Origin of the sequence: Celeribacter sp. (genome assembly GCF_048261515.1) — a bacterium.
Lineage (GTDB): Bacteria > Pseudomonadota > Alphaproteobacteria > Rhodobacterales > Rhodobacteraceae > Celeribacter.
In genome coordinates this window covers 150,288-167,850 of sequence record NZ_JBLXFZ010000003.1, presented here as the reverse complement: position 1 = coordinate 167,850, position 17,563 = coordinate 150,288, and the positions used below count along the sequence as shown (strand labels likewise).

Genomic DNA, 17,563 nt, shown 5'->3' with positions numbered 1-17,563 from the left:
CTTAGCCTTTCACGGCGCCAGCGGCGATGCCGCGAACGAACAGCTTGCCGGAAACGAAGTAGATGATGAGCGGGACAAGGCCGGTGATGAGAGTGGCCGCCATGTTGACGTTATACTCTTTGACCCCTTGCACCGAGTTCACGATGTTATTGAGCTGAACGGTCATCGGATAGACAGCCGGCTTGGTGTAGACCACACCGAACAGGAAGTCGTTCCAGATACCCGTCACCTGAATGATCATCGACACAACAAAGATCGGCAGCGACATGGGCAGCATGATCTGGAAGAAGATCTGCCAGAAACCTGCACCATCCACACGCGCAGCCTTGAACAACTCCATCGGCACAGAGGCAAAATAGTTGCGGAAGAGCAGCGTGTTGATCGGCATACCGAAGATCATATGCACCAGAACCAAACCAGGCAGGGAGCCATAGATGCCCAATTCCCGCAGGATGATCACGATCGGATAGAGCATGATCTGGTAGGGGATGAAGGCACCGATGATCAGGACGTTGAAGAACATCTCAGAGCCCTTGAAGCGCCAGAAGGACAGCGCATAGCCCGATACGGATGCCACGGCGATGGACAGGATTACCGAGGGGATCAGAATGCGCACAGAATTCCAGAACCCGCGGCTCAGACCGTCACAGTTGATCCCTGTACAAGCCTCCGCCCATGCTTTCACCCAAGGGGCGAAGGTCGGATCTTTCGGCAGCGAGAAGGTCGCGCCCTGACGCACCTCGTCCATATCTTTCAAAGATGTCACCAACATCACCCACAGTGGAAGCAGGTAATAGACCGAGAACACCAACAAGGTGCCGTAGATCATGATGTTGGCGGGCGTGAAGCGGCGCTTTGGCTTGGGGCCGATCGGACCGTCAAGCGTGCGTGGCGCGGCATTTGGAGCAATCGTGGCTGCATCAGTCATTTTTCTTGCCCCCGTATTGAAGGTAAACATATGGAATGAGAACCACGACCACCATCGCCAGCATCATCGTCGAGGCGGCAAAGCCCTGCCCGAGATTCTGGCGTTGGAAAAGCTGGTCATAGACGTATTTGGCTGGCACTTCCGAGGCGATCCCTGGACCGCCGGAGGTTTGGGCCACAACGAGGTCGTAGACCTTGATGATCCCCGCAGAGATCAGAACCAGCGAGGTCACGAAGACAGGCTTGAGCATCGGGATGATGATCAGGAGGTAGGTCTTGACCGTGCCGATGCCGTCAACCTTGGCAGCTTTCCAGATGTCCTCGTCGATACCGCGCAGCCCCGCGAGCATGATGCACATGATCAGCCCCGTGCCCTGCCACAGACCAGCAATCAGAATCCCGAAGATCACGATGTCGGCGTTATAAAGCGGATCGAATGTGAAGCTCTGCCAGCCAAGACCGCGCACGATGGCCTGAATGCCGAACTCGGGGTTCAAAATCCACTGCCACACAAGCCCCGTCACAATGAAGGACAGCGCGAAGGGATAGAGGAAAATCGTGCGGAACGCATTCTCGAACCGAATTTTGCGATCCAGAAGCGCGGCAAGAACAAAAGCAATGACAAAGGTGAAGATCAGACTACAAATCCCGAAAATCACGAGATTTTCCACAGACTGAACCCAACGTGCCGATCCCCAGAGGCGCTCGTATTGATCAAGCCCTACAAAGTTGAGCTTGGGCAGGAGCCGCGAGTTGGTGAATGAATGGACGATGGTCCAGATAGAACAGCCGACGAAAATGACGGTGGCCGTCAGGATCATCGGGAGTGCGGCGATTTTCGCACTGAGATTTTTGAAAAGACGGATTGGCGGCTTGGCGCCACGCATCTGCCCGTTGTCGGTCACAGCCATAGCTGGATACTCCCCCGTTCGCGCAATCCGGGATTACCCTCTTGTCAATCGCGCAAAGAAAACGGGTCCGGCAACCGCGAAGGTCGCCGGACCCTAAACGATCAGTCAGCGTCCGCGATGATTTCCGCGTAACGCGCCTGTGCGTCAGCCGCAGAAAGATCGGAGGACCAGAATTCGGTCATCAGGTCTTCGATCTGACCGGAGGTGTCAGGCGAAAGAAGCATATCGCCAGAAGGCACAGTGTTGCCGTCTGCGAGGATCTTCAGACCTTTTTTCATGCAATCGTTAGCTGCGGAAAGGTCCACATCGCCGCGAACAGGAAGCGACCCTTTCTTGAGGTTGAAGGCAACCTGAACTTCTTTGGACAGCATCAGAGCTGCGAGTTCTTTTTGTGCGGCTTCAATCTCAGGATCGTCGTTCTTGGGGAAGTAGAACGCATCACCCGCAGTATCGATCAGCTCGTTCACACCCAGACCTGGAAGACAGGTGTAATCGGTGCCTGCAACTTTTTCGGCCACAGCGAATTCGCCCTGCGCCCAGTCGCCCATGATTTGACCCGCAGCCGTGCCCTCAATCACCATAGCCGTGGCCTGGTTCCAGTCCTGCACGTTGGTGTTCTTGGAGTATTCACGTGCGGCAGCAGCAGCTTCAAAGACTTTTGCGTAGGCGTCACCAGAAGCAACGTCTGCATCTTTGTCTTTGTTCACAGCAAGCCATGCTTCAGGGCCAGCAAGAGCAATGGCCATCACGCCGAATGCGCCGGAAGACTGCCAAGGCTGGCCCCCCATTGCGAGCGGAACGATGCCTGCTTCTTCGAGCTCAGGCATGGCAGCAACGTATTCATCCCAGTTGGACGGAACAGGCTTGCCGATTTTCTCGAACGCGCTGTTGTTGAGCCACAGCCACTGCCAGGAGTGGATGTTGATAGGCGCACAGTAGATCTTGCCGTCGACGGTACAGCTGTCGAGCAAAGACGAGGGGTGAACGACGTCTTTCCAACCTTCAGCCTCGGCAACATCGGTGAGGTCGAGCATGAGGCCAGCTTCGATCAACTCTTGTGCCTGACGACCGTGGTTGAACTGTGTCGCAGCCATCGGATCGCCGCCGAGGATGCGGGAAATCATGATCGGGCGGGCAGTGCTGCCGCCGCCGGCGATCGCGCCATCAACCCAATTGTGGTCGGTTTTCTCGTTGAACGCTTTGGCGAATTCAGCAACCGCAGCCGCTTCACCGCCCGACGTCCACCAGTGAGTCACTTCGAGATCGACAGCGTGAGCAGCGGATGCCGCAGCGGTGATCGCGGTGGCGCCCAGGAGCGCTTTTGCAAGTTTCATTTAGGTAGTCCTCCCTAGATTACGTAAACGTTACAGTCTCCCCTGTAACGTTATAGATTTCGCGAACACGCTAGCTAAAAGGCGGTCGCGAGCCTATAGTTGGCAGTATGTCAGCCAATTTCGCCCACACAAGAAAAAAGAACGCGAATTGTGAGTTAGCGCTAACTTTCAACCCGTTAGCGCAAACTCCCAACGGAGAAACGGCCACTCTTTTCGGGAGATTCTTCACGAATCAATCAGTAGAATCGGCTCGAATCGGAGAAAACAGACATGAGTGAGTCACAGTCCAATCCCCCCCGATCCGATATCGGTCTGACACCGGGTGAGCGCCCGACACTCAAGACCATTTCGCGCATCACCGGTCTGGCCGTTGCCACAGTGAGCCGCGCGCTCAATGATGCCCCCGACATCTCGGCCAAGACCAAAGCCCGCGTGCGCGCATGTGCCGATACGGTGGGCTATTTCCCCAATCGCGCGGGTGTGCGCCTGCGCACAGGAAAGACCAATGTCATCTCGCTGGTCATGACCACCGAGCACGACATCATGAACCACACCGCGCAACTCATCTCTTCGGTTGCAGGCGGCTTGCGCCATACCCCCTATCACCTCGTGGTCACGCCCTATTTCCCTGACGAAGATCCTATGGTTCCCGTGCGCTATGTCGTCGAGACACGCTCCGCCGATGCCATTATCCTCAACCAGACCGAACCAGAAGATCCGCGCATCGCCTATCTTATGGAGAAGGAATTTCCCTTCGCCACCCACGGGCGCACCAATTGGTCGGATCAGCACCCCTATTATGACTTCGACAACGAACGTTTCGCCCAACTGGGCATCGAGGCCCTCGCCCGTCGCGGTCGCAAATGCGTGCTGGTCATCGCCCCTCCGCCCTATCAGAGCTATGGCCGTGCAATCATCAAAGGCACGCGCGAGACCTGTGAGCGGGTCGGAATGAAGCGCCTCGCCTTGCAAGACGTCACTTCCGACAGCCCCTCCGAAGACATCGCCACTTCGGTGCGCGGCGCCATCACACGCCATCCCGAAATCGACGCGCTCTTCTGCGGCTCGACCACCGCAACCATGGCCGCCGTGGTCACAGCGGAGGAATGCGGAAAGGTGCTTGGGGAGAATTTCGACGCCTTCTCCAAGGAATCCTCACCCCTTCTGAGCCGCTTCCGCCGCGGGACCATTTCCGTGCGCGAAAACATGTCCGATACGGGTCAATGGCTAGCACGCGCCGTACTTCAAGCCATCGATAAACCCCAATCCGCGCCGCTGCAAAAATTGGAGGTCCCCGAATTTGACGACCCCCTTTTGCATAAAACGGGCGTGAACACCTCCAAATGACTTCTTACTGTGACCGCTAACATCACACGCGCCCGCAGCGAAAACAGGGCTTGGAATGCAGCGCATTTCACCCCATGATGCGGCCAGATGTAAACGATTACATATCGACACCTAGGGAGAGAGATACATGCCGAAGACCATGAAGGGCCCAGCCCTGTTCCTCGCACAGTTCGCGGGCGACGATGCCCCGTTCAACAACCTTGAAAACATCACCAAATGGGCGGCGGGCCTTGGCTATAAAGGTGTGCAGATCCCAACATTCGACGGGCGCCTGTTCGACCTCGACAAGGCGTACGAGTCCGACACCTATGTTGACGAGGTGAAAGGCATCTGCGCGGACGCGGGTGTGGAGATCACCGAACTGTCCACCCACCTTCAGGGCCAGCTTGTCGCCGTGAACCCCGCCTATGACGAGGCTTTCGACGCCTTCGCGCCCGAAAAAGTCCACAAGAATCCCAAGGCCCGTCAGGAATGGGCCGTGGACCAAGTGACCAAGGTCGCGAAGATCAGCCGCAAATTCGGCCTCGACAACTCCGTGTCCTTCACTGGCTCGCTGGCCTTCCCCTACCTCTACCCGTGGCCGCAGCGTCCCGCAGGCCTCATCGAAGAAGCCTTCGCGGAACTCGCCCGCCGTTGGAAACCGATCCTCGACGTTTACGAGGAACATGGCGTCAACGTCGGTTATGAAATCCACCCGGGTGAGGATGTCTTCGACGGCGCGACTTTCGAGATGTTCGTCGACGCTTTGAACGGTCACGAGCGCGCGCAGATCAACTACGATCCCTCGCACTTCCTGCTGCAACAGCTCGATTACCTTCAGTTTATCGATCTCTACCACGACCGCATCTGCGCCTATCACGTCAAGGATGCCGAGTTTAATCCCGATGGTCGCCAAGGGGTCTATTCGGGCTATCAGGGTTGGACCGAACGCGCGGGCCGCTTCCGCTCCTTGGGCGACGGTCAGGTCGATTTCTCCGCCATCTTCTCCAAACTGGCGCAATACGGCTACGACTCTTGGGCCGTGCTGGAGTGGGAATGCTGCCTGAAATCGCCCGAACAAGGGGCCGCAGAAGGCGCACCCTTCATCGAGAAACACATCATCGAGTTGACTGACAAAACCTTCGACGACTTCGCATCCGCAGGCGTCGACAAGGAACAGATCAACCGTATGCTCGGCCTGTAAGACACGGGAAACAGGGAGACAATCATGCATCAGAAACTGAAACTCGGCATGGTCGGCGGGGGACGTGGCGCGTTCATCGGCGGCGTCCACCGCATCGCAAGCCGCATCGACGGCGAATGGGAACTGGTCGCAGGGGCGCTGAGCTCCGACCCCGAACGTGCCGCAGCATCGGCTGCCGATCTCGGCATCGCGGCTGACCGCTCCTATGGCTCCTACGAAGAGATGGCCAAGGCCGAAGCCGCCCGCGAGGACGGCATCGACGCGGTGGCCATCGTTACCCCCAACCACATGCACGCAGGCCCCGCCATCGCCTTCCTTGAGGCGGGGATCAACGTGATCTGTGACAAGCCGCTGGCGCATACAGTGGAGGACGGCGAACGCATCGCCGCCGCCGTCGCCAAATCGGGCAAGCAGTTCATCCTGACCCACAACTACACGGGCTACCCGCTGATCCGTCAGGCGCGTGAAATGGTCGAAAGCGGCGCGCTTGGCACGCTGCGTTTCGTCGCCGTGGAATACATTCAGGACTGGCTCACCGAAGAAGCCGACCCCGACAACAAACAGGCCGCATGGCGCACCGATCCCAAGCGGTCGGGCGCGGGCGGCTGTGTCGGCGACATCGGCACCCACGCCTTCAACCTCGCCTCCTTTGTGACGGGGTTGGAAGTGGAGAAAATGTCCGCTGATCTGACTTCCTTCGTCGAGGGGCGTCAGGTGGATGACAATGTCGAATGCCGCTTCCGCTTCAAAGGCGGGGCAAAGGGCACGCTCTGGGCCAGCCAAGTGGCCGTGGGTAATGAGAACGGCCTCTCCCTGCGCATCTATGGCGACAAGGGCGGGATCGAATGGCATCAGGAAAATCCCAACGTGATGACCTACACGCCCTTCGGTGAACCCAAGCAGATCCTCACGCGTGGCGGGGCACAGAAGATCGGCTCCGAACAGGCACTTCGCGTGCCGCCTGGCCACCCCGAGGGCTACCTTGAGGGCTTCGCCACGATCTACAAGGACGCCGCCGAAATGATCCGCGCGGGCGAGGCTGGTGGCGGTCACACCCCTGGTATCGAGGATGGCATTCTGGGGATGAAATTCATCGCCGCCTGCATCGACAGTTCCGATAAAGACGGGGCTTGGGTGACGCTTTAAGCGTCGAAACCGAGTATTTTAACAGCAATGAAGACCGGACGGGCCACGCCTGTTCGGTCTTTTTCGTTGAGGCTGCGCGGAGGGCTGGGTATTGACGTGCCCAAAGGCAGGGAGAGGACAATGTATTGGACGGCTCAAAAGGCGGTGTCCGCACTGGCGCGATGGATGGCGATTGCGGGCGGCGTGATGCTTTTCGCCGTGATCGGCCTCACTGTTGTCTCCGTGACGGGACGCGCGCTTGACGGGATCGGGCTTGGCCCCGTGCCTGGTGATATCGAGATGGTCGAGATCGGCATCGGTTTCGCAGTCTTCACCACCCTGCCCTACGCGCAATTCACCCGCGCCCATGCCCGCGTCGATGTGTTCCGCCGCCTCTATGGCGACTTCGGCAATCGTCTGCTCGACGTGATCGCCAACCTGCTGATGGCGGTGTTCGCAGGGCTGGTGCTGTGGCGGCTGTGGCTGGGGATGCTGGACAAGGCGGCCTATGGCGAGACGACCTTCATCCTGCAAATTCCGCTGGTCTGGGGCTATCGCGGCGCGGCTCTGGCCTGTGTCGTCGGGATGATCGTCGCGCTCTTCTGCGTCTGGCGCGCCACGCGGCGCCTTATCGGACAGGAGGCGTGAAATGAGCCGTTTTGAAATCGGACTTTGGTCCTTCCCCGTTCTGTTGGTGCTGATCTTCCTGCGTGTGCCTATAGGCGTGGCGATGTTTGCCGTTGGCTTTGGCGGCGCCTATGTGCTCAACGGCAATTCCGTCATGATGCTCAGCCAACTCAAACACCTCGTCTATGGCGAGTTCTCCTCCTACGCCTTCTCCATCATTCCGCTCTTCCTGCTCATGGGCCATTTCGCCACTTTGGGCGGCATGTCGGCGGCACTCTTCAAAGCCTCCGAGACATGGCTCGGCCACCGCAAAGGCGGGGTTGCCATGGCGGCAATCGGAGCCTGCGCGGGCTTTGGCGCGATCTGCGGCTCGTCACTGGCCACGGCGGCAACCATGGGCAAGGTCGCCCTGCCCGAGTTGCGCAAATACGGCTACACGGGACGGCTGGCCACGGGCGCACTGGCCGCGGGAGGCACGCTCGGCATCCTGATCCCGCCCTCGGTAATCCTCGTGGTCTACGCCATGCTCGCGGAAGAAAACATCGCCAAGCTCTTCGTTGCGGCCTTCGTCCCCGGCATCCTCGCAGCCATCGGCTATATGCTGTGTATCGCGATTTACGTCCGCATCCGCCCGCATAGCTCGGGCGTGCGCGAGAAGGCCCCACTGGCCGAGCGGCTTGGCGCGTTCAAATCCGTGGCCCCCGTTCTGGCGATTTTCACGTTGGTCGTGGGCGGAATCTACCTCGGTATCTTCACCCCCACCGAAGCCGCCGCCATCGGCGCGGCAGGCACGGGCGCACTGGCGCTCTATTCGGGCGGGCTCAACTGGACCAAGACCAAGGAGGCCATGCTGGAGACCGCAGGCTCGACGGGCATGATTTTCGTCATCCTGATCGGGGCGAAGGTGTTCAACAATTTCCTCGCGCTCTCGGGCGTGCCGCAGGCCACCGCCACCTGGGTCGGCACGCTGGAGGTCTCTCCGTGGGTCATCCTCTCGGCGGTGCTGCTGCTCTACCTCGCCTTCGGCTGCATCATGGACAGCCTGTCGATGATCTTCCTCACCGTGCCGATCATCTTCCCGATCATGTCCGCGCTGGATTTTGGCGTGGACCCTGCCGAATTCGGCCTGTGGTTCGGCATCCTCGTGCTGATCGTGGTGGAAGTGGGGCTGATTACCCCGCCTGTGGGCATGAACCTCTTCATCATCAACGCGATGGCGAAAGACATTCCGATCTCGGAGACCTTCAAAGGCACCCTGCCCTTCGTCATCACCGATCTGATCCGCGTGGTGATCCTCGCCGCCTTCCCCTTCCTCACCGTCGGGCTGGTGCGGCTGGTCTACTAGGGCCTCCCCGCAAATACGAAACGCCCCCCGAAAAGGAGGGCGCTTTCATCATGTCTTGCGGCGTTACTGTGCGGCGTCGGGCGCTGGTGTCGCATCCTCTACCTGCTCCGCGCCATCGTCAGCGGAGCGCGTCACATCGCCCAGAGCCTTCATCGCGGCGTATTGGCTGAGGAACACCTGCCCCGTCAGATCATGCAGCAGATGCGACTTTTGCAGACGGTCCATGACAGGCCCTTTGACTTCCGAGAGGTGCAGCTTCATCCCGCCATCACCGAGGCGGCGGTTGATCTCCTCAAGGGTCTCAAGGGCCGAGCTGTCGATCTCGTTGACCGCAGGGCACATCAGCACCACATGCTTCACATCGCAATCATCCGCGATCCGGTCGAGGATGTAATCCTCCAGAAAACGCGCGTTGGCGAAGTAGAGGCTTTCGTCCACGCGGATCGTCACCATTTCGGGCACGGTCAGCACGTCATGGCGCTTGATGTTGCGGAAATGCTCCGTGCCAGGAACAAGGCCCACTTCCGCCACATGGGGCCGTGAGGTCTTGTAGAGGTGCAGACCGATAGAGAGGATCACGCCCGAGGACACGCCCGTTTCCACACCGAAGAGCAGCGTCAGCGCGATGGTGGCCAGAACGGCGGCGAAATCGGCTTTCGAGTAGCCCCATGTCGTTTTGAGGATCGAGAAATCGACGAGGCTGAGAACCGCCACGATGATCGTCGCGGCGAGGGTTGCCACGGGGAGGAAGTAGAGCAGCGGCGTGAGGAAGAGCGCGGCAAGCGCAATGCCCACGGCGGTGAAAGCACCCGCGGCGGGGGTCTCGGCGCCCGCGTCGAAGTTGACCACGGACCGCGCGAACCCGCCCGTGACGGGATAGCCGCCCGAGATGGCCGCAGCCACGTTGGAGGCCCCCAGACCGATCAACTCCTGATCAGGCACGATACGCTGGCGGCGCTTGGCGGCAAGCGTCTGCGCCACCGAGACGGATTCGACAAAACCGATGATCGAAATCAGGATCGCCGCGCCGAACAACTCACCCCAGACAGAGGCGGAGAACTGCGGCACGGTCAGCGGTGGCAGGCCGCGCGGCACATCGCCCACGATCTTGACCCCGTGGTTGTGAAGGCCGAAGGCGAAGGTGACGAGCGTGGTGACAACCACAGCGGCAACAGGGCCAGCCTTGGCGGCAATATCGGCCATGCGCGGCGTGACACCCTTGGAAATCAGAAGCGGCTTCAGCCCCTTACGCACCCAGAAGAGGAAAGCGGTTGCGGCCACACCGATCACCAGCGTGATGAAGTTGGTCGACCCGATATTCTCCCAAATCCCCATCAGCCGTTCGGGCAGAGTATGACCATCCGACGAAATGCCGAAGATATGTTTGGCCTGACTGACCGCGATCAGAATGCCCGATGCGGTGATAAAGCCCGCGATGACAGGGTGGCTGAGGAAGTTGGCGAAGAAGCCCAAACGGAAAATCCCCATAGCCAGCAGGATCAACCCCGACAGGAAGGCAAGCGTGATGGCGGCGGCGGCATATTCCGCCGTGCCTTGCAGGGCCATATTGCCGACCGCCGAGGCCGTCATCAGCGAGACCACCGCAACAGGCCCCACGGCCAACGCGCGCGAGGTGCCGAAAATCGCATAGGCCACCAACGGCAGGATCGAGGCGTAAAGCCCCATCTGCGCAGGCAGCCCCGCCAGCAATGCATAGGCCAGCGACTGCGGGATCAGCATCACCGTGACGATCAGCGCCGCGATGCCGTCATTGGTGAAAGTGTCTTTGTTATACTTTGCGCCCCATTCGAGGATCGGCAGGTAGCGGCGCAATTGGCGGAGGTCTAGGGGCATCGTGAGAACCTTTTCGGGGGGAGGAGAAGTCGCGCAGGGCGCGGGTCCGAGATCACGGGCCCAACCCTACGCGAAAGACCTTACTTGGCCGTAACTTTTTCGGGTTTGACCATCCATTCCTTACCGCGCAGCATCGCCTTCCAATAGACGGGCGGGAGGATTTGCTCTTTCAAAATCCACGCGCGGCGGGTGGCCTTGGTCCCGTCGAGCGCCCATTTCGGGAAGGAGGGCAGAAGCGCACCGCCATAGCCGAACTCGGCCAGAACGATCTTGCCCTTCTCGACGGTCAGCGGACAGGAACCGTAGCCGTTGTAAACCGCCTGCGGCCCTTGGCCGTCGATATCGGCGGCCACATTGGCGGCCACGACAGGCGCCTGCATCCGCGCGGCGGCGGCGGTTTTGGCATTGGGGGCGTTCATCACATCGCCCAGTGACCAGATGTTGTCGTATTCCTTGTGGCGCAGCGTGGCCTGATCCACATCGACCCAGCCTGCCGCATCAACCAGCGGCGACACCTTGATGAAATCGGGCGCGCTTTGCGGCGGGGTGACATGCATCATGTCAAACTCTACCGTCACACGCTCGGGATCGGTGTCGGGCTTCTTGACCTCGAAGGTCGCGGTTTTGGCAGGGCCGTCCACGGCAACAAGGTTGTGGAAGAAGTTGAGCGTCGCGCCGTAGCGGTCGACATACTCTTGCAGCGCGGGCACGTAATCCTTCACGCCGAAAAGCACACCACCCGCGTTCATGAACTGGATGTCGATGTTCTTCAACACGCCGCGCTTTTCCCACTCGGAGGCCGAGAGATACATCGCCTTTTGCGGCGCGCCTGCGCATTTGATCGGCATCGGCGGCTGGGTAAAGAGCGCGCGTCCGCCCTTCTGCGCCTGCACCAATTCCCATGTGTAAGGCGCAAGATCGTAACGGTAGTTCGAGGTCACGCCGTTCTTGCCCAGCGTCTCCTCAAGCCCCTCAATCGCCGACCAGTCGAGCTTCAGCCCCGGACAGACGATAAGGCGGTCGTATTTCACCACGCGACACCCGTCGAGAACCACCGCGTTGTTGGCAGGCTCGAAAGCGGCAACCGCGGATTTGACCCAATGCACGCCGCGCGGGATCAGGCTGCCCATGGTCTTGGCCGTGGTCTGCGGATCGAAAACACCCGCGCCGACCATCGTCCAGCCCGGCTGGTAATAATGAATATCGGCGGGGTCGATGATGGCGATCTCGACATCGGGCTTGCGCGACTTGAGCGAGGCCGCCACGGAAACGCCCGCCGCGCCTGCGCCCACGATCACAACCTGATAATGCGCATCCTCGACACTCTCGGTCGGGGTCACACCACCATTGGCAATGCGCCGCGCCACACCCGTCATGTCATAGCCCGCCGCTTTGGTCGCGGCGAGAATATCGACCACCGATTTCTCCTTGGCCATGGCCAGCGACCACAGCGTTGTGGTGCGCGTGCCCGAGCGGCAATAGCCAAACACAGGGCCGGGCACGTCGATCAACGCCTGACGGAAAGCCTCCGCGGTCTCCTCGGTGACAACACCAGGGGTCACGGGCAGATAGCGAAATTCCAGTCCCGCCTCTGCCGCCGCCTTCTCCACTTCGTCGTGGGTCGGCTGGTCGGGGGCCTCTCCGTCAGGACGGTTGCAGATAATGGTGCGGAAACCGCGCCGCGCCAGCTTTGCAATATCGTCGAGTTGCACCTGTCCCGAAACGGACAGACCATCGGTGAGCCTCTTGATTTCCATCGCGCGTCTCCTCGCATATCGGGGAACGCACCCGCCTCATGCGGGTCTCGCACTCCCCTGCCCCTTCATCTGTCGGGGCGGTTTCTTGCGGGAGCGACGGGCGTGGAATACGCGGATCAGTCTCCCGACAGGTAACCGGCCAATGCGGAGAGGTCATACCCTGCGCCCGCGGCCTGTTCGATAATCTCTGTGGCGGGCAGCTCCCCCGCCTGACTGAGCGCCCATGCGGTTGTCGAGCGCGTGCCCGAGCGGCAGTAGGCAAAGACGGGGCCATCGGCTTGGGCAAAGACCCGCTTGGTCTCGTCAATCAATTCGGGCGTAAACTGACCCGGATAGATCGGCAGATAGACAAAGCTCAAACCCGCGGCCTTCGCGGCCTCCGCCATCACCTCCGATTGCAGATCGGGGGTGATCTCTTCGTCGGGGCGGTTGTCGATAAGAGTGGTAAACCCCTTCTCCGCCAGAACCTTCAGATCCTCGGGCGTGATCTGACCGCTGGCCGTTAGCCCGTCGTTGACCTTGTTAAATTCCATCCTGAACATCTCCGATGTGATGGGGCCGTCCATTGTTGGACACCGTCCCGTTGCAACGCGCGGCACAGCGGACGGCCCTCACATCATGCGACGTGTCAGAGTCCGTTTACTGGCACCTTCAGGAACGTCTTACCGTCCTGATCGGCGGGCGGCAATTCTCCAGCGCGCATATTCACTTGCAGCGACGGAATAATCAGGCGCGGCATGTCGAGCTGGGCATCGCGTTCCTCGCGGAACTTGACGAAGTCTTCCTTGGTCTTGCCCTCACCCACATGGATGTTGTGCGCCTTTTCCTCACCCACCGTGGTTTCCCACTGGATGTCGCGCCCGTTGGGACCGTAGTCGTGGCACATGAACAGACGCATGTCGTCGGGCAGTGCCAGAACCTTCTGGATGCTGTCGTAAAGCGTTGCCGCATCGCCACCGGGGAAGTCGGCACGCGCCGAACCGCCATCGGGCATAAACAGCGTATCACCCACGAAGGTCGCATTGCCCATCGTATGCGTCATGCAAGCGGGCGTGTGACCAGGCGTGTGCATGGCGAAACAGTCCATCTCACCCACCTTGTAGGTGTCGCCGTCCTTGAACAGGCGGTCGAACTGCGAACCGTCACGCTGGAACTCGGTGCCCTCGTTGAAAACCTTGCCGAAAACGTCCTGCACGATAGTGATGTTCTCACCGATCCCGATTTTCCCGCCAACCTTGTCTTGGATATAGGGCGCGGCGGAAAGGTGGTCGGCGTGGACGTGGGTCTCGATCAGCCATTCGACCTTGAGATCGTTGTCCTGCACATACTTGATGATTTCGTCGGCGCTCTCGTAAGAGATGCGTCCTGCCGCATAGTCGATGTCCATCACGCTGTCCACGACGGCACAGGCGTTGGATGCGGGGTCTTTGACGACATAGGAAATCGTCCATGTCGCGGGGTCGAAGAAGGCTTTCACTTCAGGTTCGACACTCATATCGACGGGATAGTTGGAAGGCATGTCTCTCTCCTCTCTGGATCAAAGTGACGCGCGGCGAGCGGACCGCTGTGCGGCCTGTTTCAAAAGGAACTTGGCGGTCTGGATGCCGACCACGAGGGCGACAAAGAACACCAGAACGGCAGGATCAAGCGTGCCAACCGCGGGCAGCGCCCCACCTGGACAGAACCCAGCAATCCCCCAACCGATACCGAACACGGCAGCTCCACCGACCAACTTGAGGTCGATGGTGCGGCTTGTCGGCACGTTGAAGTTCGGCTCGAACGCAGGGGTTTCCCAGCGGCCGAAAACAAAACGGTATCCGATGAAGGCCACCACAACCGCCCCGCCCATCACGAAGGCAAGGGAAGGATCCCAAGTGCCCGCAACGTCAAAGAAGTTGATGACTTTCGCGGGGTTGGACATGCCAGACATGGAAATCCCAAGTCCGAACATCAGCCCGATGAAATAGGTCAGAACATGTTTCATCTTACAGACCTCCAAAGACGTGGCGCACCACATAGACAGTGATCGCGGTTGTGATCATGAAGGTGATCGTTGCCGTAATCGAGCGCCGTGACAGACGCGCCATGCCACACACACCATGACCCGAGGTGCAGCCCGACCCGAAGGTCACGCCAAGCCCCACGATAAACCCGCCGACAATGAGCGCACCCGTGGAAACAGGCACGTCGATCGCGGGCATCTCGCCCATCAGAAGGCGGAAGGCCAGCGGCCCTGAAACCATGCCCGCCAGAAGCCATGCCCGCCACGCGAAATCCGACGATCCGGCGGGATTGAGAACCCCCGCCAAAATCCCCGTCGCGCCAAAGACACGCCCGTGGAAGGCCATGAGCAGGACAGCCGAAAGGCCGATGAGAATACCGCCTGTAAGCGACACCCAAGGTGTGAAGTCCGTTACCATTCTTGCTGTCCTCCAATGAGGGAGGGCAACCGTTTTGCTAGTTCAGTCATATGTGCGTTCCTCAGCTTTTCGCGCTTATTGAGAGCTTTCTACCCGAGCGGCGATGAGTCGTCGGTGAGTTAGTCACATAGTTTGTAAAAATCTGAATGTGAGCGGGTGATTTGGCGGATTCACTCCAAAAACGCACAACTATAGCGAGAAGCTGTGCGTTTTATCTTGCGGGAGCGCATTTTTTCCGTAAAAGCCGCCGCCGTGAATCTCAAAACAGTTATTGTTATGGAATACACGCTTCGAAACTTTACACCCTTGGCCAAAATCTCGATCACCGCGACTTTCTTTGGCGGGATCGCCGCGCTCTTCTGGCGCATGACGACCACCTTCGACCCTGACCTCATTCCGAAATACGCGCTGTTCCTCGCCGCGTTGGTCTTTCTGACACCCTCTTGCGTCGAAAGCGCCCACGCCATGTGGCGCACCGACCCGCGGGACGGCTGGCGCAATCCCTACCGCTGGATGCTCGCCTTTCACATCGGCTACGCCTATGCGCTGACCGCCGTGATCTTGATGACCGTGCCACAGATGGACCCGACGATATTCCCGCGCGACGCGCTGAACTTCGGCATCTCGGGGCTGGTCTTCGGCGGTCTCATCGTGTGGCGGACCAAGGACAGCCGCCATTGGGACCACATCGTTTCCCGCTACGATACCGCCGCGCCGCGCAAGGCTCGCGCGCTCTGGCGGGGGCTCTACTTCGCATCGCCCGTTCTCATTGTCACGCTTCTGACCCTGAACATTCTCCCCTTCGCACAAGGCGAAGGCGCCTTTGATGACACAGTGTTCATGGCCATCCTGATGCACAGCATTCTGCGCGCCGCCGAGCCTGATCTCAAAGGGGGTGCCTATTCACTCGACGCTTTCAGCGCCCGTGCTGCATACTACGTCGGGTTGGGCGTTCTGCTGTTCGCCTATACCCTGCCCTGATACGCTTCACCCTGCCAGATCGTCACGCAGCTTGTGATGCACGGGCGCATCAAGGAAATGTCGGGCGGCGGCCTTGTCGCTGCCGTCCGCGACCCAATGCATGATCTCGACCACGCTCACGCGTGCCCCCTCAAAGGGCGTCAGCGTCACCGCCTGCCCTGCGGCCACCTCACCCTCACGGATCACACGGCAATAAAAACCCGGATGCTGCGCACGGATGAACCGTTTGGGCAGCGTCATATCACCCATCCACCGCGCCAGCACCACACAAGGGATACGCGGCGAAGTCACTTCCAACACCACCTCACCCACGGCCAGCCTGTCACCCACGCAGATACCCTCCGACGACAGCCCGTCAATCAACAGGTTCTCGCCAAGGATGCCCGCCGAAAGCGCGCGACCCAAGTCCTGTGCCCAGTAATCGTAATCCGCCTGCCCCAGAACATAGACCGCCTGATCGGGGCCACCGTGATTGTCTGTGTCCACAACCGTGTCGCCCACGGGGCCAAGCGCGGCAATCCGCACCGCGCCGCTTTGGGATTTCTTGTTGATCGCCGAAGCGCCGTCCTTCGACTCGATCGGCTCGGGCCGACCAATATTGACAGCGCTCAGGCGCATCAGTCCTCGCCCTGCGCGTCCGCGCGGCTCTTGCCCGCCACGTCCTGCGCCAGTGTCGCGGCCATGAAGGCATCGAGATCACCGTCAAGAACACCCGAAGTGTTCGCGGTCTCGTAGTTGGTGCGCAGGTCTTTAACCATCTGGTAAGGCTGCAAAACATAGGAGCGGATCTGGTTGCCCCAACCCGCACTGCCCTTGTTCTCATGCGCCTCGTTGATCGCCGCGTTGCGCTTATCGAGTTCCAACTGGTAGAGGCGCGATTTCAACGCCTTCATAGCGATATCGCGGTTCTGGTGCTGCGACTTCTCGGAGGAGGTCACAACGATCCCCGTCGGGTGGTGGGTAATCCGAACCGCCGAGTCCGTGGTGTTGACGTGCTGACCGCCCGCACCCGAAGAACGGTAGGTGTCGATGCGGATATCAGCGGGGTTCACCTCGATCTCGATGTTGTCGTCCACCACGGGATAAACCCAGACAGAGGCAAAAGACGTCTCGCGCGTGCCCTTGCCGAAGGGCGAAATCCGCACCAAGCGATGCACGCCGCTCTCGGATTTGAGCCAGCCATAGGCGTTATGACCCGAAATCTTGTAGGCCACGGATTTGATCCCCGCCTCGGAGCCCGCTTCCTCGGATTGCAACTCGACCTTGTAGCCCTTTTTCTCGGCCCAACGGACATACATTCGTTGCAGCATCGACGCCCAATCACAAGCCTCCGTGCCGCCCGCGCCCGCGTTGATCTCAAGGAAGGTGTCGTTGCTGTCAGCCTCGCCGTTGAGCAACGCTTCCAACTCTTTTTCAGCGGCTTTCTCGGTCAGAGCAAGCAGGGCCGCTTCGGCCTCTGCGACGATTTCCTCGTCCTCTTCCATCTCGCCCATCTCGATGAGCTCGACGTTGTCGTTCATTTCCTGCTCGATGGACTTGGCCACATCGAGCGCATCCATGAGCGCCTGACGCTCACGCATCAGTTTCTGCGCGCGCGCCTGATCGTCCCAAAGTGTCGGGTCTTCGATCATCGCGTTGAATTCTTCGAGCCGGTGCTCGGCCGTCTCCCATCCCAAACGCTGCTTGAGCAGGTCCAGAGACTTGGTGATTTTCTCGACGGTATTCTGGATTTCAGCGCGCAAGGTTTCGCCC

The 17,563-nt window shown here is 59.8% G+C and carries 17 protein-coding genes; 6 read left to right on the top strand and 11 right to left on the bottom strand.

All coding sequences use genetic code 11. The annotated features are described in order from the left end of the window. Window position 1: 1 nt before the first annotated feature. The 3 genes from ACN0SC_RS07825 to ACN0SC_RS07815 all read right to left on the bottom strand — a co-directional run bounded on the left by ACN0SC_RS07825 (window position 2) and on the right by ACN0SC_RS07815 (window position 3,172). Entirely contained in the window at window positions 2-928 is a 927-nt protein-coding gene (locus tag ACN0SC_RS07825; RefSeq protein WP_417249104.1) for a carbohydrate ABC transporter permease, read from the bottom strand. Then, window positions 921-1,838, bottom strand: a complete 918-nt coding sequence (locus tag ACN0SC_RS07820) for a carbohydrate ABC transporter permease (protein ID WP_417249103.1) — start codon at window positions 1,836-1,838, stop codon at window positions 921-923. The genes ACN0SC_RS07825 and ACN0SC_RS07820 overlap by 8 nt, the downstream gene beginning before the upstream one ends. A gap of 101 nt (window positions 1,839-1,939) precedes the next feature. Further along, complete coding sequence (locus ACN0SC_RS07815; protein WP_417249102.1) at window positions 1,940-3,172, bottom strand: ABC transporter substrate-binding protein; 1,233 nt, start codon at window positions 3,170-3,172, stop codon at window positions 1,940-1,942. 270 nt (window positions 3,173-3,442) lie between these two features. Between ACN0SC_RS07815 and ACN0SC_RS07810 the strand changes: the two genes are divergently transcribed. The 5 genes from ACN0SC_RS07810 to ACN0SC_RS07790 all read left to right on the top strand — a co-directional run bounded on the left by ACN0SC_RS07810 (window position 3,443) and on the right by ACN0SC_RS07790 (window position 8,799). Then, window positions 3,443-4,519: a LacI family transcriptional regulator gene (locus tag ACN0SC_RS07810; protein ID WP_417249101.1), complete on the top strand. Its 1,077-nt coding sequence runs from the start codon at window positions 3,443-3,445 to the stop codon at window positions 4,517-4,519. A gap of 127 nt (window positions 4,520-4,646) precedes the next feature. Further along, window positions 4,647-5,702 (top strand): sugar phosphate isomerase/epimerase family protein, encoded by a 1,056-nt coding sequence (locus tag ACN0SC_RS07805; RefSeq protein ID WP_417249100.1) that lies wholly within the window; start codon window positions 4,647-4,649, stop codon window positions 5,700-5,702. Between the two features lie 24 nt (window positions 5,703-5,726). Then, the gene (locus ACN0SC_RS07800) at window positions 5,727-6,848 is read left to right on the top strand and encodes a Gfo/Idh/MocA family protein (protein WP_417249099.1); all 1,122 of its coding nucleotides are present in this window, start codon (window positions 5,727-5,729) and stop codon (window positions 6,846-6,848) included. Between the two features lie 120 nt (window positions 6,849-6,968). Then, entirely contained in the window at window positions 6,969-7,475 is a 507-nt protein-coding gene (locus ACN0SC_RS07795) for a TRAP transporter small permease (protein ID WP_417249098.1), read from the top strand. A gap of 1 nt (window position 7,476) precedes the next feature. Next, the gene (locus ACN0SC_RS07790; RefSeq protein WP_417249097.1) at window positions 7,477-8,799 is read left to right on the top strand and encodes a TRAP transporter large permease; all 1,323 of its coding nucleotides are present in this window, start codon (window positions 7,477-7,479) and stop codon (window positions 8,797-8,799) included. Between the two features lie 63 nt (window positions 8,800-8,862). Here the strand turns inward: ACN0SC_RS07790 and ACN0SC_RS07785 are convergent, their stop codons facing one another. The 6 genes from ACN0SC_RS07785 to ACN0SC_RS07760 form a co-directional block, all read right to left on the bottom strand. Next, window positions 8,863-10,653 (bottom strand): SulP family inorganic anion transporter, encoded by a 1,791-nt coding sequence (locus tag ACN0SC_RS07785; RefSeq protein WP_417249096.1) that lies wholly within the window; start codon window positions 10,651-10,653, stop codon window positions 8,863-8,865. A gap of 80 nt (window positions 10,654-10,733) precedes the next feature. Further along, entirely contained in the window at window positions 10,734-12,410 is a 1,677-nt protein-coding gene (locus tag ACN0SC_RS07780) for a TIGR01244 family sulfur transferase (protein ID WP_417249095.1), read from the bottom strand. A 116-nt stretch (window positions 12,411-12,526) separates the two neighbouring features. Continuing rightward, entirely contained in the window at window positions 12,527-12,976 is a 450-nt protein-coding gene (locus ACN0SC_RS07775; RefSeq protein WP_417249094.1) for a TIGR01244 family sulfur transferase, read from the bottom strand. A 62-nt stretch (window positions 12,977-13,038) separates the two neighbouring features. Next, the gene (locus ACN0SC_RS07770; RefSeq protein ID WP_417249093.1) at window positions 13,039-13,929 is read right to left on the bottom strand and encodes an MBL fold metallo-hydrolase; all 891 of its coding nucleotides are present in this window, start codon (window positions 13,927-13,929) and stop codon (window positions 13,039-13,041) included. A gap of 18 nt (window positions 13,930-13,947) precedes the next feature. Next, window positions 13,948-14,394, bottom strand: a complete 447-nt coding sequence (locus tag ACN0SC_RS07765; RefSeq protein WP_417249092.1) for a DUF6691 family protein — start codon at window positions 14,392-14,394, stop codon at window positions 13,948-13,950. A 1-nt stretch (window position 14,395) separates the two neighbouring features. Further along, a complete protein-coding gene (locus ACN0SC_RS07760) occupies window positions 14,396-14,830 on the bottom strand; it encodes a YeeE/YedE family protein (protein ID WP_417249091.1) in 435 nt (144 codons plus the stop codon). A gap of 276 nt (window positions 14,831-15,106) precedes the next feature. Between ACN0SC_RS07760 and ACN0SC_RS07755 the strand changes: the two genes are divergently transcribed. Next, the gene (locus ACN0SC_RS07755) at window positions 15,107-15,811 is read left to right on the top strand and encodes a hypothetical protein (protein ID WP_417249090.1); all 705 of its coding nucleotides are present in this window, start codon (window positions 15,107-15,109) and stop codon (window positions 15,809-15,811) included. A gap of 6 nt (window positions 15,812-15,817) precedes the next feature. On the opposite strand, the gene ACN0SC_RS07750 is transcribed toward ACN0SC_RS07755, so the two are convergent. Both ACN0SC_RS07750 and prfB read right to left on the bottom strand, forming a co-directional pair. Beyond that, window positions 15,818-16,429, bottom strand: coding sequence for an MOSC domain-containing protein (locus tag ACN0SC_RS07750; RefSeq protein WP_417249089.1), 612 nt, complete (start codon window positions 16,427-16,429; stop codon window positions 15,818-15,820). Then, window positions 16,429-17,553: a peptide chain release factor 2 gene (prfB, locus tag ACN0SC_RS07745; RefSeq protein WP_417249088.1), complete on the bottom strand. Its 1,125-nt coding sequence runs from the start codon at window positions 17,551-17,553 to the stop codon at window positions 16,429-16,431. The genes ACN0SC_RS07750 and prfB overlap by 1 nt, the downstream gene beginning before the upstream one ends. Between the last annotated feature and the right edge of the window lie 10 nt (window positions 17,554-17,563).

Excerpts from the sequence above, each read along its gene's own strand:
- ACN0SC_RS07800 (WP_417249099.1), top strand. The coding sequence starts at position 5,727 with ATGCATCAGAAACTGAAACTCGGCATGGTCGGCGGGGGACGTGGCGCG.
- ACN0SC_RS07760 (WP_417249091.1), bottom strand. The coding sequence starts at position 14,830 with ATGGTAACGGACTTCACACCTTGGGTGTCGCTTACAGGCGGTATTCTC.
- ACN0SC_RS07790 (WP_417249097.1), top strand. The coding sequence starts at position 7,477 with ATGAGCCGTTTTGAAATCGGACTTTGGTCCTTCCCCGTTCTGTTGGTG.
- ACN0SC_RS07805 (WP_417249100.1), top strand. The coding sequence starts at position 4,647 with ATGCCGAAGACCATGAAGGGCCCAGCCCTGTTCCTCGCACAGTTCGCG.
- ACN0SC_RS07775 (WP_417249094.1), bottom strand. The coding sequence starts at position 12,976 with ATGGACGGCCCCATCACATCGGAGATGTTCAGGATGGAATTTAACAAG.
- ACN0SC_RS07755 (WP_417249090.1), top strand. The coding sequence starts at position 15,107 with ATGGAATACACGCTTCGAAACTTTACACCCTTGGCCAAAATCTCGATC.
- ACN0SC_RS07780 (WP_417249095.1), bottom strand. The coding sequence starts at position 12,410 with ATGGAAATCAAGAGGCTCACCGATGGTCTGTCCGTTTCGGGACAGGTG.
- ACN0SC_RS07750 (WP_417249089.1), bottom strand. The coding sequence starts at position 16,429 with ATGCGCCTGAGCGCTGTCAATATTGGTCGGCCCGAGCCGATCGAGTCG.
- ACN0SC_RS07770 (WP_417249093.1), bottom strand. The coding sequence starts at position 13,929 with ATGCCTTCCAACTATCCCGTCGATATGAGTGTCGAACCTGAAGTGAAA.
- ACN0SC_RS07820 (WP_417249103.1), bottom strand. The coding sequence starts at position 1,838 with ATGGCTGTGACCGACAACGGGCAGATGCGTGGCGCCAAGCCGCCAATC.
- ACN0SC_RS07810 (WP_417249101.1), top strand. The coding sequence starts at position 3,443 with ATGAGTGAGTCACAGTCCAATCCCCCCCGATCCGATATCGGTCTGACA.
- ACN0SC_RS07795 (WP_417249098.1), top strand. The coding sequence starts at position 6,969 with ATGTATTGGACGGCTCAAAAGGCGGTGTCCGCACTGGCGCGATGGATG.
- ACN0SC_RS07815 (WP_417249102.1), bottom strand. The coding sequence starts at position 3,172 with ATGAAACTTGCAAAAGCGCTCCTGGGCGCCACCGCGATCACCGCTGCG.
- ACN0SC_RS07825 (WP_417249104.1), bottom strand. The coding sequence starts at position 928 with ATGACTGATGCAGCCACGATTGCTCCAAATGCCGCGCCACGCACGCTT.
- ACN0SC_RS07785 (WP_417249096.1), bottom strand. The coding sequence starts at position 10,653 with ATGCCCCTAGACCTCCGCCAATTGCGCCGCTACCTGCCGATCCTCGAA.
- ACN0SC_RS07765 (WP_417249092.1), bottom strand. The coding sequence starts at position 14,394 with ATGAAACATGTTCTGACCTATTTCATCGGGCTGATGTTCGGACTTGGG.